Source organism: Photobacterium malacitanum (assembly GCF_900185615.1).
Taxonomy (GTDB): domain Bacteria; phylum Pseudomonadota; class Gammaproteobacteria; order Enterobacterales; family Vibrionaceae; genus Photobacterium; species Photobacterium malacitanum.
The window spans coordinates 25,520-51,686 of the sequence record NZ_FYAK01000013.1 but is presented as its reverse complement, the minus strand read 5'-3'; the positions used below and the strand labels follow the sequence as shown (position 1 = coordinate 51,686).

Here is a 26,167-nt window from a genome sequence, read left to right as displayed (position 1 = left end):
CTTAAGATGCTTATGTAAAGCAGCAGGCTATTAAGCTTCAGCTACGAAACCGTCTTCTTCTGCTTGAACAGCGATATCTTGGTTACGAGCTTCTTTAACAGTTTGAGCTACAGAACCAGTGTAAAGCTGAATCGCGCGGATTGCGTCATCGTTACCTGGGATAACGAAATCAACGCCGTCTGGATCAGAGTTAGTATCAACAACAGCAAATACTGGGATACCTAGGTTGTTAGCTTCTTTGATTGCGATGTGCTCACAGTCAGCGCCGATTACGAACATTGCGTCTGGTAGGCCGCCCATGTTCTTAATACCACCTAGTGATTTCTCAAGCTTTTCCATTTCACGAGTACGCATAAGCGCTTCTTTCTTGGTTAGCTTTTCGAAAGTACCATCAATAGATTGAGCTTCAAGTTCTTTAAGACGCTTGATTGATTGACGAACAGTTTTCCAGTTAGTCAACATACCACCCAACCAACGGTTGTTTACGTAGAACTGGTCACAGCTGATTGCTGCTTCTTTGATTGATTCGCTAGCTGCGCGCTTAGTACCAACAAAAAGAACTTTACCCTTACGAGCAGCAATTTTTTCAATTTCAGCTAGTGCTGCATTGAACATTGGTACAGTTTTTTCTAGGTTGATGATGTGTACACGGTTACGAGCGCCGAAAATGAATGGCTTCATTTTTGGGTTCCAGTAACGAGTTTGGTGACCAAAGTGTACACCAGCCTGAAGCATGTCGCGCATTGATACAGTTGCCATTGAATAATCCTCTATGGGGTTAGGCGTCCACATATCCCATCTTAAAACCGACTCGATAACAGCATAATCGCTATTGTTACTTAACATAAGTAACTGAGCACCCCGGCAGATGTGTCGATATGTGTGAATAATAAATAAAAGTATGTGTAATCCAATCAAGTTGTACCATTAATACACGCTAACTTAGCCAGCTAAGGGTAAATTTTCGCGAATAACAGAAACAAAATCACTGTTTACGGCGCGCTTTATACCATAGAACGACCAATAAAATCCAGTCAAAATTGGATATGAGAACTAATCTTATCTTCCCTTTAACCCCTTGCGGCTGGTAATATAACAACCACACAGAAACATACAGATTGAGACGATTTTATGAGCATTAAGATCAAAACGGCTGAAGAAATTGAAAAAATGCGTGTTGCTGGCCGTTTGGCAGCAGACGTATTAGAAATGATCGAACCGCATGTAAAGGCAGGTGTGACCACAGAAGAGTTAGACAAAATTTGTCATGACTACATCACACAAGTTCAACAAGCGATTCCTGCTCCGTTGAACTACCACGGCTTTCCTAAATCTGTGTGTACCTCAATTAACCACGTTGTTTGCCATGGTATTCCTGCAACTAAAGATGAAATTGTTGTAGAAGCGGGTGGTAAATATAACAAGCCAGCAGTATTAAAAGATGGCGACATCATTAATATTGATGTGACAGTGATTAAAGACGGTTACCATGGTGATACTTCAAAGATGTTTGAAGTAGGTGAAGTATCTCTTGAAGACAAACGCCTTTGCCGCGTTGCTCAAGAAAGCCTTTATCTGGCAATCAAAAAAGTAAAACCGGGCGCTAAAATTGGTGATCTTGGTACCGCTATTCAGAAGTTCATCAAAGCGGGTAGCAGCCGTTTTTCTATCGTGAAAGACTACTGTGGTCATGGTATTGGTAATGAGTTCCATGAAGAACCACAAGTGGTTCACTATAAAAATAGCGATCGCACAGTCATGAAAGAAGGCATGTGCTTTACTATTGAGCCAATGATTAATGCTGGTAAGTTTGGCTGTGAATCAGATGAGCAAGATGGTTGGACGGTGTACACTGTTGATGGTAAAAAATCAGCACAGTGGGAGCACACTTTACTCGTGACTAAAGATGGCTGTGAAATCTTAACCTTGCGTAAAGAAGAAACATTGCCACGCCTAATGCACAACGCATAATTTTGCAGTTGCTATCACAGCACTGTGGAAATCCAAGAAACCGACTTGTTATGTCGGTTTTTTTATATCTAGCGATACAGTTCAGCGCTTGAAATGGTTATAGTGATCCTAAGATAACTTTACCGCACGGATAGCAATGACTGACATTTCAGCGACGCAACTTTCTGATTACCTCGATGATGCCATTACGCTCGACAGCCTACGCAGTGCCCTTAACCATTTTACTGAAGAGCAAAAGCATCAATTTAAGCAGCAAAAGTCCATTATTAATTTAGTCACAGAACGCAGCCAATTTATCGATCAGCTTTTAATTCGGCTGTGGCGTTTTTATGGTTTTGAACAACAACCAGATCTGGCATTAATTGCCGTTGGTGGCTATGGTCGTGGAGAATTGCACCCATTATCAGATGTCGATTTATTAATATTAAGCCAGCATCCATTAGAAGAAGATGTGGCAAATAATGTTAGCGCGCTTATTACTCTTTTATGGGATTTACGATTAGAGGTTGGCCAAAGTGTACGTACCGTCGAGGAGTGTATTGCGGTTGGCAAAGATGATCTGACAGTTGCGACTAATTTAACTGAATCACGCTTTTTATGTGGTAATCAACAAACTTTTCACCAATTAACTGTCGCCATTAATTCGCCACAATTTTGGCCCAGTGAGACATTTTTTCAAGCTAAACTTGAAGAGCAGCGAGTGCGCCATGCTCGCTACCATGACACCACCTATAATCTAGAGCCAGATATTAAATCTAGCCCTGGTGGCTTACGAGATATTCATACTCTTAGCTGGGTTGCACGGCGTCATTTTGGCGCCACCAGCTTATTAGAAATGAGTCATCATGGCTTTTTAACTGACGCTGAATACCGTGAATTAGTTGAATGCCAAAACGCGTTATGGCGAATTAGATTTGCGCTCCATATTGAACTGCGCCGCTATGACAATCGCCTCACCTTTGATCATCAACCCTCAGTCGCAGCACACCTTGATTATCATGGTGAAGGTAACCAAGCCGTTGAAATGATGATGAAGGCGTTTTATCGTATTCTACGCCGTGTGGCTGAGCTCAATAAAATGCTATTACAGCTGTTTGATGAAGCCATTATTAAGCCTGATGCACGTTTAGCTCCAATTGTCTTGAATGATGATTTTCAATTACGGGGTAAGTTGATTGAAGCAACTAAGCCGGCATTATTTCAAGCACGACCTGAAACCATCCTCGATATGTTTCTTCATATTGCTCAAAATTCTGATATCGAAGGCATTGCTGCGCCCACTCTGCGCCAATTACGCACCGCTCGCCGACGCTTAAACCGTTTTTTAATTGAAATTCCAGCCGCGCGTGAAAAATTCATGGAGTTGGTTCGCCAACCCAACGCACTTCAAAAAGCATTTCGATTGATGCATCGTCATGGCGTTATTGCTGCTTACCTGCCGCAATGGAGCCATATTGTCGGTCAAATGCAATTTGATTTATTTCATGTATATACCGTCGATGAACACAGCATTCGAGTGATTAAAAATCTCCATAAGTTCAACGATCCTGAACATCACTCGCAGCATCCTATTTGTTGTGAAGTTTACCCACGTTTAATCAAAAAAGAGATCTTGATTCTAGCGGCAATATTTCATGATATCGCTAAAGGACGCGGCGGTGATCATTCCGAATTAGGTGCTGTCGATGCCTATGATTTTTGTGTCGAACACGGACTGTCGCACTCGGATGCTGAAACAGTCTCATGGTTAGTGCAAAAACATTTATTAATGTCGGTTACTGCACAGCGACGTGATATTTATGATCCTGAAGTGGTGGCTGAATTTGCCAAACAAGTGGGTGATGAAGAGCATTTAGATTATTTAGTCTGTTTAACCGTTGCCGATATTTGTGCCACTAATCAAGACTTATGGAATAGCTGGAAGCGTACTTTACTAGCAGAGCTTTACTACTCAACTCAAAAGGCATTACGCCGTGGACTGGAAAAAACCCCAGATATGCGCGATCGTATTCGTCATAACCAACAACTAGCATCAGCAATCTTACGCAGTAAAGGCTTTATCCCTCGTGATATTGAAGTGCTATGGCGACGATTTAAAGCTGATTATTTCTTACGCCACACCCATAAACAGCTGGCATGGCACGCACAAGCACTCCTACAACACAGTGGCGATAAGCCGATTATCTTGATGAGTAAGAAAGCGACCCGTGGTGGCACTGAAGTATTTATTTACAGTAAAGATAAAGCCAAGCTATTTGCGATTGTGGTCTCAGAGCTAGATAAGAAAAATCTCAGTATTCATGACGCGCAGATCATGAACAGTAAAGATGGCTACACCCTTGATACGTTTATGGTACTGGATCCTAATGGTAAAGCGATCAATGAAAATCGCCATGTCGGTATTATAAGAAACCTTACTAAAGCGCTAACGGCAATGAAATCTGAACGTAAGATTCGCCGTGCACCGCGTAAGCTACTTCATTTTAATGTACCGACCAAAGTTGAGTTTTTATCAACCAAAACTGGCCGAAAAACAATGATGGAATTAGTTGCGCTGGATATGCCCGGTTTACTGGCAAAGATAGGTGCGGTATTTGCAGAACTGAATATTAGTTTACAAGCAGCAAAGATCACCACTATTGGCGAGCGTGCAGAAGACTTTTTTATTATTGTCAATGAAACTGGTGGTCGTTTAACCACCGAGCAGCAACAATTATTACGCCAAACGCTGATCCTAACAATTAATAAACATGCCTAAATAACAACCATAACAACACCGTAGTTAAATACGGTGTTGTTATTTATTTAGAGATTACAATGTCATTGCTGTCTCTAGCGCTAAATTAATCATGTCATTTAGTGTCGTTACACGATCTTCTGCATTTAGGCCTTCATGACGTAATATATGATCGGTTACGGTACAAATAGCTAATGCTTTGACGCCAAACTGAGCAGCAAGGGTATAAAATGCTGACACTTCCATTTCAACACCATAGATACCGTATTGTGCCAGTTGTTGATAAAAGTCTTCGTCTGGGCGGTAGAATAGATCAGATGAAAATACATTACCGACTTTTACTGATAACTGTTTTTCTTTTGCCAGATCAACAGCAGTACGCAACATATCGTAATTAGCTAATGCTGCGAAATCATGATCACGCAGTCGAGTACGGTTCATTTTAGAATCCGTACTTGCTCCCATCGCAACGATCAAATCCATCAGTTGTACATCATCATGGATAGCACCACAGCTACCAATGCGAATAAAGTTTTTGACGTTATAGTGAGTAATTAACTCTTGAACATAAATAGACGCAGAGGGTGCACCCATGCCATGTCCCATCACAGATAATCGCTGACCTTTATAGAATCCAGTAAAGCCAAGCATACCGCGAACATTGGTCACTTCTTGTGCATTTTCTAAGAAGTTTTCTGCTATATATTTAGCCCGCTGCGGATCGCCTGGCATTAAAATAGTATCAGCAAAGTCACCCGCTTGAGCATTAATGTGTGGAGTCGCCATCGAAGTATCAATTCCAAATAAAAAAGAGGTTGAGATACTCGCACTGTAAAGATAAGCTCCGCGCTTGAAAAGGACACTTGTCCATCTTCAGTATCAATCTTAGTCACTTACTCGATTATAATGAAATTAGCTTATGCCTCAGCAACTACACTTATCGCTGTATCAACGTTTATTACAATTGCCCTGCTGTCGTCCGGTTAAATTAACAGCCAACCAAATATTTATCGCTCAGGGAGAATCGAGTGATAGCCTCTATTTAGTGCAAGATTGTGCTTTTTTAGTGTCTTACCTCAGTCCAGTTGGCAAACGTTATATTGTTAATGCTCAACAAGGGTTTTCAGGTATTTTAGGTGAAATGGAAATATTTCGAGACCAAGGTACCAGCGTGTTCAGTGTGGCGGCATTAACCGATGGTATTGGTTATCAAATTCCACGTCATAAACTTATAGAAGCGGTACTAAGTAACGCCGAGTTAGGGCTAGCTTTTTTGCAATTAATTTCTCATCGTTATGAAGAATCAATTGGCCATACCCTCGATAATATTCTGCATAGTTTACGCTTTAACACGATTCGATTATTAATTAAAAAATCACACGCAAGCGCTCAAGGTTGGTTTGAATTTAATATTGAACAGCATGCTGGTGAGCTCGGCGCAACCCCGCGTGCTTTACGACGAGTGATTAAAGATTTATTAACTGCAGCCACATTAGAAAAACAACATAAACATTATCGTCTATTAGCCGCTGACAGCTTAGTACAGGAGCTCAATCTTATTCAGCGCTAGCAAAATGCTGCTTTATTGACTCATTGCGCAAACGTTTTCGTAAAAAGGGACTTATGTCCTTTTTTTTTGATTCCACAATAGATAAAACGCATCGGTCGCTGTTAACACTGACGCTAAACAGCCCCTTTGAATCTATTGAGACATTACCGTTATGAGCATTATCACCAGTATTATTGGCATGATTGTTTTGATCGCTATTGCAGTATTATTATCAGAAAACCGTAAAAAAATTCGTTTTAGAACCGTGTTTGGTGCACTTATGATTCAAATCGGTTTTGGCGCATTTGTAATGTATATCCCAGCTGGACAAATGTTACTGCAAGGGATTGCGACTGGTGTTAATAATGTCATCAGCTATGCCAATGATGGCTTGAGCTTTGCTTTTGGTGATTTAGCTCAATATAAACTTGGGTTTATCTTTTTAATTAATGTGCTGTGTGTCGTAATCTTTATTTCAGCCCTTATTTCAGTACTGTATTACCTTAAAATCATGCAAAAAATTGTGGGTTTATTAGGTAAGGGACTTAAACGCCCTTTAGGGATCAGTTATTCTGAATCGATGTCAGCGACGGCGAATATTTTTGTCGGCCCAATCGAAGCACCAACAACCTTACGTCCTTTTATTGCCACCATGACTCGCTCTGAATTGTTTGCCATTATGACGGGGGGTTTGGCCTCTGTGGCTGGCGGTACTATGATTGGTTACATCAATCTTGGCATCGACGTAAAGTACATTCTGACCGCTTGTTTCATGACAGCTCCTGCCGGACTATTATTTGCCAAACTTATGTGCCCGGAAACAGAAATACCGCGTCAAGATCTTGATCAAATCATTGAACAAACTGAAGATAAACCAGAAACTCTATTAGACGCCATCACTCAAGGTGCGATGGTTGGCTTACATCAAGTCGGTTGTGTAACCGCACTATTAATTGCAATCGTGGCTTTAATGGCGATGGTTAATGGTATTATTGGTGGTATCGCAGCCATGCTAGGTTTTGATGGTGTGACGATTCAATTACTGCTTGGCTACCTATTAGCACCACTGGCTTTCTTACTTGGTGTACCGTGGTCTGAAGCACCACTTGCTGCTTCTTTCATTGGTCAGAAAATCATTGTTAATGAATTTATTGCTTACGTGAGTTTTATTGAAGTTGCCGATCAGCTGTCTGAAAAAACGCAAGCAATTGTAGTATTTGCACTGTGTGGGTTTGCCAATATTGGTTCGTTAGCATTGGTCATTGGTGGCCTACGTGCTATGGCACCGACAAGAGGAAAAGAATTATCACAAATTGGTGGTCGAACACTGATTGCTGCTATTCTGGCCAATTTAATGAGCGGAACAATTGCAGGGTTATTAGTCTCACTAGGTGCTATCGTTTAATCGTACAATTGTTCTCAATCAACAAATAAACTTATCTAATAATGGTTACCCCGTGAATAATAACGGGGTAACCATTAATTTACTCGCGCGACAGTTATCTCAACCATTTAATTATGCAGCCGCTTGCTCAGCCGTTGTTACAAATTGAGTAAACCATCCCTCAGCAACCTCTAACGGTTCAAAATGAACGCCAGCGTCAATATCTAATCGTGGTTGGACTGATTGTGAGTTAAGCTCACTTAATAACGCATCAAATTGACGCCCTGCCCCACAAAAACGATCTTCACCATAACTTGAATCACCTAAGGCAATCACACCATAACGTTGCTTGGGCAATAGTGGAAATTGATCCTTTAAAGCAACATATAGCGGTAGAAGGTTTTCTGGAATCTCACCTTGACCTGTGGTCGAGGTTATCACTAACACGGTGTCAGCATCATAGGCCATAAAATCATCTAAGGTTGAATCAAAGAAAATCTCAACCGGTACTGATGTTAATTTGGCAGCTAATGTTTCTGCTAACTCTTCTGCTCCACCATATACAGAGCCTACAAATATGCCTAACTTATTCATTCGCTCTCCTTTGCTATAAGATGTCCTCAATAAGGGACTCTTACCAATCTGGCTATTACACCAAAGAAAAGCAAGTACTGATGTAAATTTAACCTAAGAAATTTGCACTACAACGCATTCATTATTGTTGCTGTGATTGTATTTGGAGTATCTAACAACAATGTTGGCGACCAGCTAAATGTTGTCATTACCTGTTGCCAGACCTCATCAACATTGGCTCGAATATCCACCGCCGCCCCTGTTAATGGATGCGTAAACTGTAATCGTGACGCATGTAACATCAATCGATGACAGTCTAGATGTTCGCGGAACATACGATTATGTTTACCATCACCATAATTAACATCACCAATCATGTGATGATTTAAATGGTGCATATGACGGCGTAGTTGATGTTTACGACCGGTCTCAGGCTTCATCTCAACTAAACTATAACGACTAGTCGCATAAGGGCCTACTGCAATATTTGTTTCAACCGTTGCTAATGGCGCATAAGCGGTAATTGCTTCTTGAGGCTCTTTGTCTTCAGAGGCTTTTTTATCGGCAATTTTATCTAACATCACTTTCAATGGATAATCGAGCACCGCTGCTTCTTTAACCCAGCCTCTGACAATGGCGTGGTAAGTTTTATGTATATCTCGCCCCGCAAATAACGGCATCATCATGGCTGCAATTTCACTTGAAAGTGCAAATAGCAGAACTCCAGATGTCGGTCTATCTAAACGGTGTAATGGAAACACATGCTGACCAATTTGATCACGTAACGTTTGCATCACAAATACCGTTTCATGGCTATCTAACCAAGAACGATGTACTAACATACCAGCAGGTTTATTGACGGCAATTAACGCATCATCGCGGTATAAAATTTCCAGTTCCATTATGCTCACTTAATCTTTAAACAATTGATCAATTTCACGTACAGTCACCACAATATCGACCATTCCAGGTTGATTTTTCATTGCTTCTTCAACATAAGGAGCAATCGCAAACTGAGTCGGTAACGGTAAATTATGCGTGATTAAATAACGTAGTTTAGGAATAAAAATCCATTGCAACCATTGATGACAAGCCAAAGTATCAATCGCAAATGGCTCAATACTCGCCAAAGATTGAGGTTCAGGGGCGATCGTTTCCCAGTACTGATGGTGCTGTAATCTATTTTCTAACTGAGCGAGTAATTGCTGACTTTGATGATATTTATCCACCTCAGCCCCTCTTGGTTGATAATAAAAACGGCGCAGGATAGCATTTCAGCAGTCATGCCCCAACTATATTATGATGATTAGCAATCTATTCACAGGTATGCTGAATCAACGCTAGTAATTATACTGACAAGCTGATTAAAGGAGCTTTATTTATCATGTCCATGGAAACGTTTCATACTTTAACTCAACTACTTGATAACGCAGGTTGTCGTTATAATATTTTCGATTTAGGCCGGCGTGTTAATGAAATTGAGATCAACCAATTTAAAGCAGTTGAAGAAAATCGCCAGCCTTACCCATGGCCACTACAACAACATGCGCACATTGCAATCTCATTTTGGCAACACCAGCAACCGCCTTGGGTATGGTTTTTACGTTTACCTCTTGATGAACGCGGGCTATTAAAACAAGCCGCTGTCGGTGACTTTATTAAATATGTAATTGAAGCGATGGGGGCAAGTCTCAATAGTACGCCAACAGAAGATGAGCAACAGAAACTGGCTAATAATCCTTACACATTTAAGCCTAATGACGACAAAATGGCGATTTTTAATGCGCAACTACGGGTATTGCTATCGTTACCACCCAGTCAATATTATGCTGATGCACAAGCCTATTTATCGGGTCAACAAGATTGGCAGCAATGGCAACATATCGGATTACAAGGATTAGCAGATATCTGTGCGCGCATTTCACAACACAATAATGCGACATTATTACGTAAAGCTCTCAATCATCTACCAATGACCCCATTGTATGCGTTATTAGGCTGCCTTGAGCATTGCACGATACCAGATCCTCTTACGCAACGTATCAGTGAACGTTTAACCCTTGAATGCCAGCAAGCTCAACCCGACTTATTTTTAATTGCTGCATTAGTACGCGCGTTAGCTGGTAGTGCCCCACAACAATTACAACAAACATTAATCACATTATTACATCAGCCTGCACTGTGTCATCGTGAAGTATTAATTGCGATTGCAGGCCGCTGTTGGAGCGGTTTTAGCGATGTAAATATTGCTTCACTGTTCTTATTACGTTTAGCTGAAACCCAAGATCAAACATTGTTTAACCAATTATTTACAGATCTCGTAATGCAGCCATTATTACGTGGAATCATGCTACAAATACTGCATGGACAAGCAGATCCCGCCCTGGTTACTGCAATTCAAAAACTACAGCAACATGCGAAAAATCACTGATTGCATTTATAGTCTATAAGGGCTTTTTATATGAGTAATCTGTTCGGCATTTTAATTATTGCTACTATCGGCTTTCTATTTTGGCAGCAACGGCGTCAAACTGAACTAGCACAGTATTATATTGAACAACGTTGTAAAAATATGGGGCTACAAATGATCAGTTTTGCTCGCGGTGAGCAAAAACTTAAAGATCATCATGGCGAATGGGGCTGGCGAACAGTATTCGTATTTGAATTTTCTGCTGATGGTGTCGATGTATATCAAGGCTATCTTGAAATGAAACGTCTGCGAGCAAGCTATTTTTATTTGCCACCACATCGTATTCCAGAAAGCAGTGATTACTGATTGGTTATTCCCTTAAAAAGAATGGGCGTGACAATAATAATTGTCACGCCCTTAGATATTACTTGCAGCTATCCCGCTACTATTGTGCTCCTTGCCATCAATCCTTGATATGCGTAAGTCCCCTGGTAAATCTTAACTTCATCCTAGAAGTCATTCTTCGGTAATCCCTGACCCATCAGCATATCCAACGCTGACTCTCTCTCCGCAAAGGAGGTGTCCTTGACTTCATTAGAAGTTGTTCCTGACTTCGTTTTGAAGTATTACTATTCCATCCTAGAATACTGTCATCCTGACTAATAGACATCCCATCTATGGCCTTCCATCCCAGAAGATCCTTGCATCCTGCTTGATGATAGTCCCCATCATCAATATGCTCTTCCTAAGCGGCCAGTTCCATGGCTATTCCTTAATCCTTGTCAGCTCCAGCTGATGACAACATATTACCTCACGACAAAAATGACGCAATGTGAAATATTCCATTAAATACTTTTAACAAGTATTAACATTGAGAGCTTCAATCATAACTATATGATAAATAAGAAATAACTATTTCAACATCACGATAAATAGTTATTAGTAGCGAAATAATCCCACATTTTTGTAAGAGATCTCTTACACGGTAAGTAGAATAACGCCATTTTTGTAACAATATTCGAGGTGCGAGATGCGAGATGCGAGATGCGAGATGCGAGATGCGAGATGCGAGATGCGAGATGCGAGATGCGAGATGCGAATAAAAACAAGTCGCCCTTCAAGAGTCAAAACAAATCTATCACGACAACTGATGAGATTATTTTTCTTTCCCACAAAAAAGAGCGGGCGCGACTTTCGTCGCGCCCTGAGGTCTTACTTGCAGCTATCCCGCTACTATGTTGCTCCCTGCATCCTTCCTTTGACTGCTGTATTCCGTCAGCATTGTCCTTTGTACTTCATCCTGAAGTTGTTCCTATGGCCATCCTAACCCGTCATCACATCCTGTTCTGACTCTCATCTCCTTCCTGGAGGTGTCCTTTACTTCGTCCTGAAGTGTTCCTTTATGCCTCAATCCTAGAGGTGTTCCTTAACTTCATCCTGAAGTGTGTCCTAGTGTCTTCCTGACCAGTAAACATCCTGTTTACTTATTATCGCATCCTACGATATTCCCTTCACATTCCATATCCGATAAACCATCCTAGTTTACCAGTATCTCATCCTGAGACTGCCTCTATCCGTGGCACTTTCCTGTTCCGTTATGTCGTATCCTTTCGACACCATTAATATTATGCGAGTTATCGCCTAAATCCTATATCTTGCAAAATGTGTTTTTTTTGTTTTTATGAAAGTTTATGACCATATATAACTAAAACATTATTAAACATATAGTTACGCAAAAAGCATAGATATATAGTCACAATTGTAATGCTTATCTCCCACAAGTTTGTAAGAGATCTCGCACACAGCAAGTAGTCAAAAGCCATTCACGAATTATCACATTCCTTCATACACAGCAAAATATCGTTACCAGACAGATAGATACGAGGTGCGAGGTGCGAGGTGCGAGGTGCGAGGTGCGAGGTGCGAGGTGCGAGGTGCGAGGTGCGAGGTGCGAGGTGCGAGGTGCGAGGTGCGAATAAAAACAAGTCGCCCTTCAAGAGTCAAAACAAATCTATCACGACAACGAATGAAATTATTTTTCTTTCCCACAAAAAAGAGCGGGCGCGACTTTCGTCGCGCCCTGAGGTCTTACTTGCAGCTATCCCGCTACTATGTTGCTCCCTGCATCCTTCCTTTGACTGCTGTGTTCCGTCAGCATTGTCCTTTGTACTTCATCCTGAAGTTGTTCCTATGGCTATCCTAACCCGTCATCACATCCTGTTCTGACTCTCATCTCCTTCCTGGAGGTGTCCTTTACTTCGTCCTGAAGTGTTCCTTTATGCCTCAATCCTAGAGGTGTTCCTTAACTTCATCCTGAAGTGTGTCCTAGTGTCTTCCTGACCAGTAAACATCCTGTTTACTTATTATCGCATCCTACGATATTCCCTTCACATTCCATATCCGATAAACCATCCTAGTTTACCAGTATCTCATCCTGAGACTGCCTCTATCCGTGGCACTTTCCTGTTCCGTTATGTCGTATCCTTTCGACACCATTAAGATTACGCTTTTGATTATTATCCACAATATAGATTTAAACACTTTCTGACATTTTTTTTCATCTCACATCCACACCAAAAACAAAAATAGAATAAAATTAATGGGTTAAATAAAAACAAATCGTCATATTCACGACTAAACAGCTTAATCTCTTACACTCTTGTAAGAGATCTCTTACAACCGGATTGGCAATTTGGCTCAAATAACCCTTTAAGTCGATATCCACTATACTCAGTCAAAGGAAAATAGTGCAAAGTAAGGGGTCAATATGGAAGCCTTCAATCACGACTTAGCTAATTTATTCAGTCAATTAGGATTAGATAATTCAGCTGAATCTATTGAGCATTTTTTACAAACTCATCAACTAGAGCAACAACAAAAATTATCTGAAGCGCCTTTTTTAATTGCAGCTCAACAACAATTTATTATTGAATCACAGCAGCAAGACGCAGATTGGTGTGAAGTCATCGATCAATTAGATGCCTTACTTAGAAAATAGTAACTACGCTAGATTAGGAATAACAATGTCAACTATCACCAAAGAAATAGAAAATGTTATTAATCAACTAATTATTGAGAAAAAACAACCATCAGTAGCATTAATTAAAGCTCGGTTAACAACATCATTGCCTATTCCGGTGATCATTAAAGTGCTGCAAGCATGGCAAAAAAATGCCAAAGTACCACATATAGAACAACAGCAACGGGTGTTAACCACCGAGCAACGTATAGAGCAACTAGAGCAACAACTGCTAGCACTATCAACACGCTTGGCGCGCTTAGAAGCTGAACGCTAATAATAAAAAAGCACCTTTGTTGATAGGTGCTTTTTTATGTTTACTGAAAGTTCCACGACATATTTGATACGATCCGGCAACGATCGCACTTAAAGTGGAATAAACCATGTATTGCTTCAGGTTGATGCCATTCCCCACCACAACTTGGGCACTTTCGTGCTAATTCAGTTGCTTCGTTTTCACCACCAACACGATACTGATAATAATAAGTCGGAACTTCGGTGGTGGTTTCAATATGGCGACATAAATTACGTCCACGTATAAACAATTCACTGTCTACATCACCAATCTCAGTCAGTGCCATGCTTACTGCGGTTGGGCTTTTAATCGCCATTTGAATTTCATCAAAGGCTTGCCACTCAGTCTGCCATTTAATGATCGCTTTATAATCACCGTCAGTGACGGCCCCTGTTTGATACAATGGGATGGGCAATAATGTATCACCACTACGCAATGGTGAGCAGCTATGAACATAAGTGGTATAAAGCACTTGCCATGATGGCGAAAAACTTTCAGCAACAGAATCAGAGTTAAGATCAACCCCTAATAGTTTTATTTTAGGAGTTAATAAGCACGATAGTGTTAATTGCTCATAACACACATTCACTTGAGGGCTGTTGTAACGCGGGTGAAGGCTCTCTTTCTCTGGGCATACAACTCGAACGCGAAAGATCCCCTCGTCAATCACTACTGGAAACTCCCGTCCCAGCACTTGACCATTATAACGCAGTGCATCCATTAAGCCATTTATCGCACTATCGACCTGCGATAAGGTAGTATTATCAAAACATTCAAATTGTAACTCAACAACAAACACGCCTTAGTCCTCTGCCACTACTGGTTGTAATTGCTCTAAGAAAGTCACAATATCATTGGCTAATACTTGGCGAGTATCCTTACCTAAGGTTTCTAACACCACTTGGCCAGTTAAATTACAAATAGCAATAACTTGTGATTCATCATCAACCACAGCAATAAATACTGTCGGTTTAAGCTTCATACGGCGTTGTGTTACTAGATGGCCTAAAATATTTTGTTGTAAACGCTCAATATCGTCATCATTAAAAGCTTGCAATAAATCAAGTGATAACTCACCAAACATCGCACTCATATCACCACTAAATTGCGATCCATAAAAAGCATTGATATCACTATGGAGAGCTAAATCCATGCCTTTCTCTACTCCCTCTAAAGCAATCATTGGCTGACGCTCAATCGGTTTCCACGTCACATTGCTGCCATTATCATTAACGACACATGGTGAAATAAGCCCAACTAAATGCTCACTTACAGGAAAACCGCGATCTGCATCACACCACGCTTGCAAATAACGCGCAGAAAAATCAGATAAAGCGCAGGTAACAGGATGATTCATTCGCAACCTCATAAAAGATTCAGTAAACTTTAGGTTTAAACCGTTTCGACGGACATTTATTCTAATCCAAGAGTGTCATAGACAGTATGAGTAAATATAAAGACGCTAAAGAATTAGCCGGTTTAACCCTTGGCCAAAAGACAGAGTATAAAGATCAGTACGATCCATCGCTACTGCAACCCGTACCAAGAAGTTTAAACCGTACCGATATTAATATCAGCGATGATGCACTGCCATTCACTGGCTATGATATTTGGACATTATACGAATTATCTTGGCTCAATAAAAAAGGCTTACCTCAAGTCGCTATTGGTGAAGTGCGCTTACCTGCATCAAGCCCTAACCTTATTGAGTCAAAATCCTTTAAACTGTACTTAAATAGCTTCAATCAAACTCGTTTTGATGACTGGCAAACCATTGCTGATACTTTGCAAATTGATTTATCACGTTGTGCAGGTGAAGATGTTGACGTAACCATTCAGCCACTAACCGATTTTAATGATCAACCGATTGTTAATTTCTTTGGCGAGTGTATTGACGATCAAGATATTGAAATTAATGACTACAGTTTCAAGCCTGAATACCTTGAAGGTGCTGCAGATAATGACGATATCGTTGAAGAAATTGTTCATAGCCACCTGTTAAAGTCAAATTGCTTAATTACCAACCAACCTGATTGGGGTAGCGTACGTATTGCGTATAAAGGTCATCGTATCGACCGTGAACAATTACTACGTTATATCGTGTCATTCCGTAATCACAATGAGTTCCATGAGCAATGCGTTGAGCGTATATTTAATGACATTATGCGCTTTTGTCAGCCAGAATTACTGACTGTTTATGCACGTTATACCCGTCGCGGTGGTTTAGATATAAATCCATATCGTACTAACATGGGTAAAACACCAAGTGATAACTTCCGCCTTGCCCGTCAGTAAGTAGATCCTAACGACGAATTCAACATTAAGTCCGGTAAAAACCTTTACTTTGCTGGACTTGATGCATTAACCCCGTAAAATCAACACCATCTTGTGTGTTATTGTGCTGTTTTGAGACTATATGATTTTTCGTGGCCTATTAATTTCTGGGTTAGTATTACTAACAACCTCATTTGATCTTCAAGCGAAAATTTATAGCTCGCCGATCCTCACCGAAGCACAGACTTTACTGGTAAGCCAACCAGAAAGAACACTCACAATCACTAAAAGCTACCTCGAACAGCGTCGTCTGAGCCAGCCACAAGATCCATCACGAGTGCACCTTAATAGTGAAGCCGATCATTCAACCCGCACCCCACTCAATACCGTCAATGCATTGCAAATCCAAGCCCAAGCTTTATCACTATTGCAACGGCCTGAAAAAGCCATTGCTGTTATCAAAAAAGCGGAAAAAACAGCACTTGATAATAATTTAATGTTCAGCGTCTTTGAAAGTCGTATTTTACTGGCCCAATTTTACTGGGTTAATTTAAGTAACAGTGCAACTGCGCTAAAAATGCTCAATACCCTCAATATTGACATGAAGCAGGCACAGCCAATAAATTTAAGCCGCCAACTGCAAGAATTAAAATATAAAGCATTGATGCTACGCGCGCTGATTGAATCAAGTATTGGTAAAGACGCCGCCGCCGAAAAATTGTTTATTAAAGCTAAAGGTTATTTAGTCACATTTGACGATAAAGACGAAACCATTAATTATCAGCTCACACTCGGCCAACATTATTTACGTCACAATCATTATGATATGGCACTTGATCGCTTATTAAGTGGTTACTGGTTAGCGGTTGAAAATGATGACCAACCACAAATTGCACGCGCTAACTATGAATTAGCGCAGTTATTTGAAGAGCGACACGTACTTGATAAAGCGCTGGAACATGCCACACAAGCTGGCGAGTTTTTTGAGCGTTATAAACGTACTCAAGAATTAGCAAAAACCTTAGCTCTCATTGCTTCTATTTATGAGCAACAAGGGCGCTATAACCTTGCTCTAGTGCATTATTTTAATGCGCTCGATCAAGAGAATCAGCTCAAACATGATCTTCGCTCTGCAAGTCTACGGCTTAATATTGCGCGAATTTACTTACACCTTTGTAATTACTCTAAAACAGAACAATACATTGTTCAGGCTCGTAATCTTGCCCTGCAAAGTGGTAATGAAAATATTGTCGCTGAAAGCCAGATTCTACAAGGGCAATTAGAACTCGAAAAAGGTGAATTAGATGATGCGATAACATCGTTGCAAGCCGGTTTAATCTCAGCAAGTCGTATTGGCGCCACCAATTTACAATTAATGGGCGAATCGATTTTATCTGAAGCATTTGAAAAACAGAATGACTATTATAATGCATTATTGAGTCAACGCCGCTATGAGCAACTGTATGCTGGCAAACAAAAAAATGCGACCAAAAGCAACACTGAAGTATTTAAACAGCAACAAAAGATGATGGAACGTTCACTGAAACTTGAAGATATGGAACGTGAGCAATTCATCAATCAAAATGCATTGTATAAACAACAGAAAATTTCTTTAACTCTCATTGGGGGGTTAGTGATTTTGTTATTATTATTATGGCGTCGACAACATATTAATAAACAATTAAAACAACAACTAACGAAACTCACTACCGATTACTATACCCACCCTCGTAGCGGATTGCGTAACCTACGAATGCTAAATGCACGTCTAGCAAACTCTCTCCAACAGAGCAGTGCTAACTTTGAACAATGGCATCTTGGTGAAATAATAAATGAACCTTTAAGTGATCGATTACGATTTGCGTTATTTGAAGTGTCATTCTTAAAACGAATTTATCTCGAAAAAGGCTACCAACAAGGCCTGGCCGCAGAAAAAGAGTTTGGTAATTATTTGCAGCAGCAAGTATTAGAACCAGCGCGTATTTATCACTTTTCTGATGCGATGTTCTTATATATTGAGCCTAATGCACGTTTAAGTTGTGATCCAAAGCAATTGGCAGAATCAATGCAGCTATTAATTGATAACTATACTTTGCCACTCAATATTAATAATACATTACAAATTGGCATGGCCGAGTACCCATTTTTACCTCGTGCCTATACCGCGATTAACGATCAAGAGCTGATCGATATATTACTCATGACCGTTGATGCAGGTATTAGTCTCAATGATAAACAACCTGGCAGTCACTGGGTTCACATTTGTGCTATTGATGCTGCGCCTGCTGCTAGTTTTGTCGGCGATAATATTCGTCGTGCTTGTGTTGAAGGTATTGATAAAGGATTAGTAAAAGTACGTAGCTCAACTAATAATGAAATAATCTGGAACTATGATCACAATATTAACAACGATATCAATTAAATATACAACGATCACAACAGTCTGATAAATAGCACTAACTATCACGTTTCATTTTTGGTAGCATATCTTTTAATATCAGTAACATTATGAATTAAATGGATTTTAACTGTATTAATGCAGATGCATAACCAATGACAGATATTAGCGCGATTGTTAACGAAGTCAGCGTTCTAAAACAACGCTTAGACCTCGCTCAACTTTCTTACCGTGATTCTAACCTGAAATCGCGGCGTGAAATTGTAATCTTAAAACGGCTAATCACTCGATTAGTCGTTGCGTGTCGAGGCATTGATAATGAACTCGATACAAGGCTACAAGCCATTAGCGTTGATCTTGAGCAGCCACTAGAGATCAGCCGACTTATTCCACGATTATCGATGATTGAACGGTTAGTCATTCAACAAGCCGATGTGATTCAACACCAAAATAAACGCTTACAACACCATATAAATCAACGCGGCCGTACCCTCTCGCATTACCAAGGGTTACCGCTATCACTACGGCGTGATCTACATAGTATTTTTAATCAACCATCAGCAACACTGTTGGACAATCATCAGCGTATCTTACGCTTACTTGAACTGTATGAACGCAGTATAAAGTTAATTTCAGCCAGCAATAACGGTACCAGCCTCACTGAGCTGCAGCCAAATTTTGAGGTTGAGTTAGCAGCGGAATTACTCGCTGTCATCTCTGAGATCGATTTTACCAATGAGCAAGGCGAACAACTGTTTGAGATTCGAGAACAATTAACCCAAGGGGTAAATCAAACAAGATTACAAACACTGTTATTGCAAGTGTTACGTCTTATTGTTACTGGCACCCATGCTGAACGCCATGCCTCACAACAGTTTTTAAATACACTCAATAGTGATTTAGCCTCATTACAAAAAAATACGGCTAAAGCAGCAAGTTCTTTTGCTGTGTTGCACCAGCATCGCTGTGACTTCAATACCAATATTGCTTCAATAGCAACAACGATTAATCAACAACTAAACCTTAAAAAAACACCTGACGCAACACCATTATTAGTCACTATTGCCAACGAATTACAGCAACTTGCTCAGCGTAATAGTCAGCTAGAGCAGCGTGAACAAGCACTAATAGAACAATTAAACCACAATGACAATAAAGTCCATCAAGTACAACAGCACACCTACAGTTACCATCAACGTTTAAGCCAACAGGAACAAAATATCTTTCGAGATAAATTGACCTTAACCTATAACCGTAGTGCGTTTGATGATCGACTTGAACATGAATATCAGCGCTGGTTACGTTACCAAACGCCATTATTATTAATGCTAATTGATATCGATGAGCTGAGTCAGCTTAATAAAAATTATGGTCATCATGCGGGTGATAAAGCACTTAAAATCATTGCAAAAACGATTAGCCAACAACTGAATCCTACCGATTTTATTGCGCGATTTAATGATGATGCGTTTATGTTAATCATTACCGATTGTAATGACCAACAACGCCATCAAACGCTACAAAATATTCGTGCCGCGGTGAGTCAATTACCGTTACACTTCAAAGGTCAGAGTGTGGCAATGTCGGTTTCTATCAGCAGCGGTTTTTTTGCTGCCAACGACACGCCCAAACAAGTTATCGAACGGCTTGAAATAGCATTACTCCATGCTCAACATCCATGCAGTAATATCATTATTGACCAAATTTAAACGTCAATCACAGCCACATTCGCCTTTATCGACTGCGTTATATTATTATTATCATTTACTGGTCAAAAATATAATCCCTGTGTATGGTAACTACAGAGCAACAAATTATCTTATCGTCAACGTCTTGTTCTTTATTTGATTTTAACACCAGTCCGTTGGTGACTACGCCTTGCGCCACAGCCTATATCAATAAATGAACATGCTGTTTCATCATTACCAGGGAGGTTATTATGATAACGCATATCAGCCCTATCGGCGCTATGAACCTATTATCACAAATAGAAGCCGACAGCTTAAAAGCAACTGCATCCAGTGATTTATATCGCCTTTATCGCAACTGCTCACTGGCGGTTTTAAATTCAGGTAGCCATACTGATAATTCCAAAGAGTTACTTGAAAAACATCTCGATTTTGCAATTAACTTATTACGTCGTGAACGTGGGATTAAAATCGAGCTGGTCAACCCACCTGAGCATGCTTTCGTTGATGGGCGTATTATTCGCGGCATTCAAGAACACATGTTTTCCGTATTACGCGACATTATTTATGTAGATATGCATATTGCCCGTCGTAACGATATCGATCTTGCCAGCGCGCCTCATATTACTGATTTTGTGTTTAGCCTATTACGTAACGCCCGCACGCTACATGCTGGCGAAGATCCTAATATTATTGTGTGCTGGGGCGGCCACTCCATTAACCCGATTGAGTATCAATATACTCGCGAAGTCGGCAATGAATTAGGTTTGCGTGAACTTAATATTTGTACAGGCTGCGGCCCAGGCGCAATGGAAGGCCCAATGAAGGGAGCTGCCATTGGTCATGCCAAACAACGTTATTCTGGCAGCCGCTTTATTGGGTTAACTGAACCCTCAATTATTGCTGCAGAGCCACCTAATCCTATCGTCAATGAATTAGTTATTTTACCTGATATCGAAAAACGCCTAGAAGCCTTTGTTCGAGTTGGTCATGGGATCATTATTTTCCCTGGTGGCGCAGGTACTGCGGAAGAGCTGCTGTATATTTTAGGGATCTTAATGCATCCTGATAACGCAGAACAACCGCTGCCATTAATCCTCACCGGCCCTAAAGAGAGTGAAGCTTACTTTCGCACTTTAGATGATTTTATTCGTGATACTTTAGGTGAAGCAGCAACGCAGCATTATCAAATTATTATCGGTGATCCTGCCGAAGTTGCCCAAGTGATGAAAGCATCGATGGCGCGCGTGAAAGAACATCGTTTAGCGACGGGTGATGCTTATTGTTTTAACTGGTCACTGACGATCCCTGAAGATTTTCAAATGCCCTTCTCACCGACCCATAAAGCAATGGCGAGCTTAGATTTACATATGGATCAGCCGAAAGAAAAACTGGCAGCTAATCTGCGCCGTGCATTTTCAGGTATTGTCGCAGGTAATGTCAAAGAAGAAGGTATTCATGAAATTGAGCAATATGGTCGGTTTAAAATCGATGGTGATAAAGTACTGATGCAACGCATGGATAAACTGCTGAAGAACTTTGTCGACCAACAACGAATGAAATTACCAGGAAGTAAATACGAGCCTTGTTATGAAATCGTCAACTCGCACCAGCAACCGAAATAAGTTCGTTATTTGGTAACAGTTTTGCGTACAATAAGGAGCCTAAGCGCTCCTTTTATTCATCTAAACAGAATTTATTTATGGCTATTCACCTCGTTGTTATTGATGCATTAAATCTTATTCGTCGCGTACATGCGGCGCAACCGGGGCAACCCGATGTCGACAACACTGCCAGAGTATGTTGTCAGGCATTACAGAAAATCATTAGTAGCACCCAGCCCAGCCATATTGTGGCGGTATTTGACCATAATAGTGATGATCGCGGCTGGCGAGCAGAGTTACTGCCGCATTATAAAGAAGGCCGAAAACCAATGCCGCCAGAGTTATTAGCAGGCATGGACACGATTCAAGATGCATTTATGGCGATCGGTATTGATTCACTATTATCAGAGGGTGATGAAGCCGATGATCTAGTGGCAACCTTAGCCTTAAAAGTCGCCTCGCGTAATGAACAAGTGACTATTGTTTCGACCGACAAAGGCTATTGTCAGTTGTTACAACCCACCTTACGTATTCGGGATTACTTTCAACAGCGCTGGCTTGATAGCCCGTTTATTGAAAAAGAATATGGTGTTAAGCCGCAATTATTAACTGACTACTGGGGATTAGCAGGCATCAGTTCCAGTAAAATCCCGGGCGTTGCCGGTATTGGTCCTAAAGCGGCAGTTGAATTATTAAGTCTTTACCCTAACCTTGAAGCGATTCTTACAGCGACCGATCTTGCCCCTAAATGGCAAAAAAAAATCACTGGCAATGAAGAAACAGCTCGCGCATCCAAAGCTGTCGCACGTTTAAAAACCGATTTAACATTAGGCTTTAATTTGCAAGATATTCGTTATCATGAGTCACATCAGGGTTGATCTAGCTCTAATATAAATAATTTACATAAAAAAACGCCACCCTCAAAAGGTGGCGTTAAGAAATCCACTAACTGGCCCGCAAATTAATACGCTGAACGATTATCTAAGCGTTGAATATGCACCGTAATTTCTTCACGGTCATGGTACAAGTGTTTTGCTTGTAGCTTAAACTTAACGCCATTTTTAATCAGCAATACTTTTAGATTTTCAATATCTTGCAGTACTTCATCATAACGGCCTTTCATTGGTAACTTAAGGTTGAAAATCGCCTCTTTTGCCCATGCTTTTATTAGCCACTCACCCATTAGGTGCGCTACACGTGCTGGCTTTTCAATCATGTCACATACAATCCAAGTAATATTTTTACGGGCTGGTTCATATTTAAAACCATCAACGGCATGATATTTAACTTGGCCTGTATCCATTAAGCTTTGTGCCATCGTACCATTATCAATCGCGTGAACGAACATCGAACGCTTCACCAGTTGATATGTCCAACCACCTGGGCACGCCCCTAAATCAACACTCCACATACCAGGAGCTAAACGCTCATCCCACTCTTCACGAGGAATAAATACGTGAAATGCTTCTTCTAACTTCAGCGTTGAACGACTTGGCGCATCAGCTGGGAATTTAAGACGTGGAATACCCATAAAAAATTGGGAGTTATTTTGCGGGTAAGAATAACCAACAAAACAGCAACCAGGAGCAATAAAGCACACGTGTAAAACCGGTTTTTTATGGTTATCTTTAACGTATAAAACATTACGTTTACGCATTGCTTGGCGTAATGGCACTGTAAATTTACGGCAGAACTTCAATAGCTCTTTCGCTTCATTGGTATCTGGTGTTTCAATGCGTAAATCACCACAAATAGGAAAGTTTTCACCAATGGTTTCTAAAATAGGTGAAATACGATCTTCTGCAGGTAAACCGCTTAACATTGCTGATGTAGCAAACATTTGGCGTGCAAAAATCAACTGTGAAAATGGCTGTAATTTAATGAATTTATCAGCATCACCTGCTTGATAGAATTCAAATAACACATAGCCTGAATTGTTTTTCACCCGAGGGAAACCAAACAATTCCAGCGTATTTGCTTTGTCTTGAACCTCTCCGGCACATTCTTTTTCAAAGCCAGGACGACAGTACAATAAAACTTGATTCACGTTGGAACCCTCAAGCTGAACGCCAGGCTGCTATTGCGAGCATTACCCAGCCAATAATAAAACATATTCCGCCCATCGGTGTGATAGGACCAAACCATTTAATGCCGGTTAAAGCCAGCGCATATAAACTGCCACTAAAGCAAATTATACCGAGGCCAAAAAACAGCGCCGCGTATGATAACGCTTTTGATGGCAAAAAGCGTGACAATATTCCACAAGCTAATAATGCTAATGTATGCCATGCCTGATATTGAACCCCGACTTTAAACACATCGAGTAAATAAGGGGCTAGCGTATGCGTTAAACCATGTGCTGCAAATGCCCCTAATGCCACCATCACCACGCCACTGCATGCAGCAAACATCAGCATCAATCGTGATTGTTGACGTTGTTTAGCGGTTAATTCAACCATTATAAATACACCTCTGTGCTACTTAACTAGCAACACACTTTTTAATAAAGGCCGCTAATGATTCAATGGCGATAGCAATATTTTCAGCTTCAGTATGACCTGATGCTTTACGTGGCTTAAAACCATGATCACCATCGGCTAAAAACTGATAATCCACCTGAGCTGAAAATGGCCATTGTTCAACTTCACTGCGCACGCCAAAGGTATCACGTTCACCTTGCAAAATAAGCGTTGGTACACTGATAGTTGCCAAATGATCGCCACGATAATTTTCTGGCTTTGCTGGCGGATGAAACGGAAAACCAAGGCAAGCAACACCACGAACTTTTGCCGCACAGTTATTCACTAGCGCTGTTTGGGCGGCAATATCAGTCACCATTAAACTCGCCATTCGACCACCCATTGATTTACCACCAATGACTAACTTGCCATTATCAAACTGTTCAATATGGGTTTGAAAATCGAGTAATAATTTAGGTTGGCGATCGGGCGGACGTTTTTTACCATCTTCAGCACGTTTGATCATATACGGGAAATTAAACCGTACTACCTGAATATTGTGTGCTGCTAACCCCTGCGCAACCGTGGTCATAAAAGCATGATCCATTCCGGCACCAGCACCATGCGCAAATAAAAACGTCGCTATCGCATCTTTAGCATCAGGGCCATCAATCAAATACTCACACTTCTTCAATGACATCAGGCATATCCTCTTGCTCTTTACGGGCTTTATTTAAAATCCAATCACGGAAAATTTGAATGCGTCCGGTATCCGCTTGTTTTTCCTGACATACAAAATAAAACGCATTTTTACTTACCAGAATTTCATCAAATGGACACACCAATCTTCCCGCTTCTAATTCAGGTTGCGCCAGAACATTATTTCCTAATGCAATGCCTTGGCCGTGAGCAGCAGCTTGTAACACCATGGTTGAATGGCTAAAGATAGGGCCTTGATTAACATTGACCCCCTTTACATCATAATGGCGAACATAGTTCTTCCACTCTTTGCGTGAAGTATCATGCAATAAAGTATGTAGTTTTAAATCTTCGATAGTACGTAATGGTTTAGTGCCAACTAATAACATTGGTGAACACACTGGCATCATAAATTCTTGATATAGCTTATCAGCACGTAAACCCGACCAATTACCACGACCATAATAAATCGCAACATCAACATCATCTGTCAGTGATCCTTCATCAAGATCAACCGCTTTAATACGCACGTCAATTTCAGGGTGCTGCTCATTAAAATCCGTCAGTCTTGGCACTAGCCACTGGATCGCGAAACTAGGAGGTAAACTAATGGTTAATGCACCTTTTGCCCCCCTTTCTAGTACCTTATCTGTCGCATCTGAAATCGATGAAAAGATATCTTTAATATCAAGAAAGTAGCTTTGCCCTTCCTCTGTTAATAGTAACGAACGATTACGGCGACGGAATAACTTTAACCCCAAAAATTCCTCTAAGGCTTTAATTTGATGGCTAACTGCGGCTTGAGTAACAAACAATTCTTCAGCTGCTCGAGTAAAACTTAAATGCCTTGCAGCAGCTTCAAACACCTTCAATGAGTTAAGCGGAGGTAAACGTCTAGACATACTTTTCGATGCTCTCTAATGCATTAGTTTTTTTCATCTCAAACATTATAAATTGTCCATTGTTTAAGTGCTATATAAACCCTATTATTCGTTCCGCAATGTTGATTAACATTTTGTGTTTTGCCCTCTGGCTAACCGCTCAATCAACATTGCGATGTTGTGTTTGCATATTGTCCGGATCCTGCCGGATAGGTAGTTATCTACC

24 protein-coding genes are annotated in these 26,167 nt (G+C 40.7%); 13 read left to right on the top strand and 11 right to left on the bottom strand.

From position 1 onward, the window contains the following. Positions 1-30: 30 nt before the first annotated feature. Complete coding sequence (gene rpsB, locus PMAL9190_RS17625) at positions 31-759, bottom strand: 30S ribosomal protein S2 (protein WP_087846412.1); 729 nt, start codon at positions 757-759, stop codon at positions 31-33. A 372-nt stretch (positions 760-1,131) separates the two neighbouring features. On the opposite strand from rpsB, the gene map reads away from it, so the two are divergent. Continuing rightward, positions 1,132-1,971, top strand: coding sequence for a type I methionyl aminopeptidase (gene map, locus PMAL9190_RS17620; RefSeq protein ID WP_087846410.1), 840 nt, complete (start codon positions 1,132-1,134; stop codon positions 1,969-1,971). A 136-nt stretch (positions 1,972-2,107) separates the two neighbouring features. After that, complete coding sequence (gene glnD / locus PMAL9190_RS17615; RefSeq protein WP_087846408.1) at positions 2,108-4,729, top strand: bifunctional uridylyltransferase/uridylyl-removing protein GlnD; 2,622 nt, start codon at positions 2,108-2,110, stop codon at positions 4,727-4,729. Between the two features lie 54 nt (positions 4,730-4,783). Here glnD and deoD read toward each other — a convergent pair whose 3' ends face one another. Beyond that, entirely contained in the window at positions 4,784-5,494 is a 711-nt protein-coding gene (gene deoD / locus PMAL9190_RS17610; RefSeq protein WP_087846406.1) for a purine-nucleoside phosphorylase, read from the bottom strand. A gap of 133 nt (positions 5,495-5,627) precedes the next feature. Here deoD and PMAL9190_RS17605 point away from each other — a divergent pair, with 133 nt between their 5' ends. Both PMAL9190_RS17605 and PMAL9190_RS17600 read left to right on the top strand, forming a co-directional pair. Next, positions 5,628-6,278 carry a Crp/Fnr family transcriptional regulator gene (locus PMAL9190_RS17605; RefSeq protein ID WP_087846404.1) on the top strand — a complete coding sequence of 217 codons (651 nt, stop codon included), beginning with the start codon at positions 5,628-5,630 and terminating at the stop codon, positions 6,276-6,278. Positions 6,279-6,429: 151 nt separating this feature from the next. Next, a complete protein-coding gene (locus PMAL9190_RS17600) occupies positions 6,430-7,662 on the top strand; it encodes a NupC/NupG family nucleoside CNT transporter (protein WP_087846402.1) in 1,233 nt (410 codons plus the stop codon). Positions 7,663-7,773: 111 nt separating this feature from the next. Here PMAL9190_RS17600 and PMAL9190_RS17595 read toward each other — a convergent pair whose 3' ends face one another. The 3 genes from PMAL9190_RS17595 to PMAL9190_RS17585 all read right to left on the bottom strand — a co-directional run bounded on the left by PMAL9190_RS17595 (position 7,774) and on the right by PMAL9190_RS17585 (position 9,443). Further along, positions 7,774-8,235 (bottom strand): flavodoxin, encoded by a 462-nt coding sequence (locus PMAL9190_RS17595; RefSeq protein ID WP_087846400.1) that lies wholly within the window; start codon positions 8,233-8,235, stop codon positions 7,774-7,776. A 107-nt stretch (positions 8,236-8,342) separates the two neighbouring features. Then, positions 8,343-9,116, bottom strand: a complete 774-nt coding sequence (truC, locus tag PMAL9190_RS17590; RefSeq protein WP_087846398.1) for a tRNA pseudouridine(65) synthase TruC — start codon at positions 9,114-9,116, stop codon at positions 8,343-8,345. Between the two features lie 9 nt (positions 9,117-9,125). Further along, positions 9,126-9,443, bottom strand: coding sequence for a YqcC family protein (locus PMAL9190_RS17585; RefSeq protein ID WP_087846396.1), 318 nt, complete (start codon positions 9,441-9,443; stop codon positions 9,126-9,128). A gap of 155 nt (positions 9,444-9,598) precedes the next feature. Here PMAL9190_RS17585 and PMAL9190_RS17580 point away from each other — a divergent pair, with 155 nt between their 5' ends. From PMAL9190_RS17580 to PMAL9190_RS17560, 4 genes are all read left to right on the top strand, one after another. Then, positions 9,599-10,645, top strand: coding sequence for a DUF3549 family protein (locus tag PMAL9190_RS17580; RefSeq protein WP_087846394.1), 1,047 nt, complete (start codon positions 9,599-9,601; stop codon positions 10,643-10,645). A gap of 30 nt (positions 10,646-10,675) precedes the next feature. Continuing rightward, a complete protein-coding gene (locus PMAL9190_RS17575; protein ID WP_087846391.1) occupies positions 10,676-10,990 on the top strand; it encodes a DUF3301 domain-containing protein in 315 nt (104 codons plus the stop codon). 2,401 nt (positions 10,991-13,391) lie between these two features. Beyond that, positions 13,392-13,622: a DUF2789 family protein gene (locus PMAL9190_RS17565; RefSeq protein ID WP_087846389.1), complete on the top strand. Its 231-nt coding sequence runs from the start codon at positions 13,392-13,394 to the stop codon at positions 13,620-13,622. A gap of 25 nt (positions 13,623-13,647) precedes the next feature. After that, positions 13,648-13,920, top strand: a complete 273-nt coding sequence (locus PMAL9190_RS17560; protein WP_087846387.1) for a hypothetical protein — start codon at positions 13,648-13,650, stop codon at positions 13,918-13,920. Positions 13,921-13,960: 40 nt separating this feature from the next. Here the strand turns inward: PMAL9190_RS17560 and PMAL9190_RS17555 are convergent, their stop codons facing one another. Both PMAL9190_RS17555 and syd read right to left on the bottom strand, forming a co-directional pair. Continuing rightward, positions 13,961-14,737 carry a Zn-ribbon-containing protein gene (locus tag PMAL9190_RS17555; RefSeq protein ID WP_087846385.1) on the bottom strand — a complete coding sequence of 259 codons (777 nt, stop codon included), beginning with the start codon at positions 14,735-14,737 and terminating at the stop codon, positions 13,961-13,963. A gap of 3 nt (positions 14,738-14,740) precedes the next feature. Beyond that, complete coding sequence (syd, locus tag PMAL9190_RS17550; RefSeq protein ID WP_087846383.1) at positions 14,741-15,295, bottom strand: SecY-interacting protein; 555 nt, start codon at positions 15,293-15,295, stop codon at positions 14,741-14,743. A gap of 86 nt (positions 15,296-15,381) precedes the next feature. Between syd and queF the strand changes: the two genes are divergently transcribed. The 5 genes from queF to xni all read left to right on the top strand — a co-directional run bounded on the left by queF (position 15,382) and on the right by xni (position 22,780). Continuing rightward, entirely contained in the window at positions 15,382-16,233 is an 852-nt protein-coding gene (gene queF / locus PMAL9190_RS17545) for an NADPH-dependent 7-cyano-7-deazaguanine reductase QueF (RefSeq protein WP_087846381.1), read from the top strand. Positions 16,234-16,354: 121 nt separating this feature from the next. After that, the gene (locus PMAL9190_RS17540) at positions 16,355-18,634 is read left to right on the top strand and encodes a tetratricopeptide repeat protein (protein WP_087846379.1); all 2,280 of its coding nucleotides are present in this window, start codon (positions 16,355-16,357) and stop codon (positions 18,632-18,634) included. Between the two features lie 131 nt (positions 18,635-18,765). After that, a complete protein-coding gene (locus tag PMAL9190_RS17535) occupies positions 18,766-20,319 on the top strand; it encodes a sensor domain-containing diguanylate cyclase (RefSeq protein WP_087846377.1) in 1,554 nt (517 codons plus the stop codon). Positions 20,320-20,549: 230 nt separating this feature from the next. Next, positions 20,550-21,923 carry a nucleotide 5'-monophosphate nucleosidase PpnN gene (gene ppnN / locus PMAL9190_RS17530; protein ID WP_060998774.1) on the top strand — a complete coding sequence of 458 codons (1,374 nt, stop codon included), beginning with the start codon at positions 20,550-20,552 and terminating at the stop codon, positions 21,921-21,923. A gap of 77 nt (positions 21,924-22,000) precedes the next feature. Beyond that, positions 22,001-22,780 (top strand): flap endonuclease Xni, encoded by a 780-nt coding sequence (xni, locus tag PMAL9190_RS17525; protein WP_087846375.1) that lies wholly within the window; start codon positions 22,001-22,003, stop codon positions 22,778-22,780. A gap of 83 nt (positions 22,781-22,863) precedes the next feature. Here xni and rlmM read toward each other — a convergent pair whose 3' ends face one another. From rlmM to PMAL9190_RS17505, 4 genes are read right to left on the bottom strand one after another with little or no spacing between them, the layout of a single operon-like run. Continuing rightward, positions 22,864-23,949, bottom strand: coding sequence for a 23S rRNA (cytidine(2498)-2'-O)-methyltransferase RlmM (gene rlmM, locus PMAL9190_RS17520; protein ID WP_087821799.1), 1,086 nt, complete (start codon positions 23,947-23,949; stop codon positions 22,864-22,866). A gap of 10 nt (positions 23,950-23,959) precedes the next feature. Next, on the bottom strand, positions 23,960-24,361 hold the full coding sequence (locus PMAL9190_RS17515; protein WP_087846373.1) for a DUF423 domain-containing protein: 402 nt from the start codon (positions 24,359-24,361) through the stop codon (positions 23,960-23,962). Positions 24,362-24,383: 22 nt separating this feature from the next. Next, the gene (locus PMAL9190_RS17510; protein WP_200813441.1) at positions 24,384-25,061 is read right to left on the bottom strand and encodes an alpha/beta family hydrolase; all 678 of its coding nucleotides are present in this window, start codon (positions 25,059-25,061) and stop codon (positions 24,384-24,386) included. Beyond that, positions 25,042-25,962, bottom strand: coding sequence for a transcriptional regulator GcvA (locus PMAL9190_RS17505; RefSeq protein ID WP_087846371.1), 921 nt, complete (start codon positions 25,960-25,962; stop codon positions 25,042-25,044). The genes PMAL9190_RS17510 and PMAL9190_RS17505 overlap by 20 nt, the downstream gene beginning before the upstream one ends. Positions 25,963-26,167 lie beyond the last annotated feature (205 nt).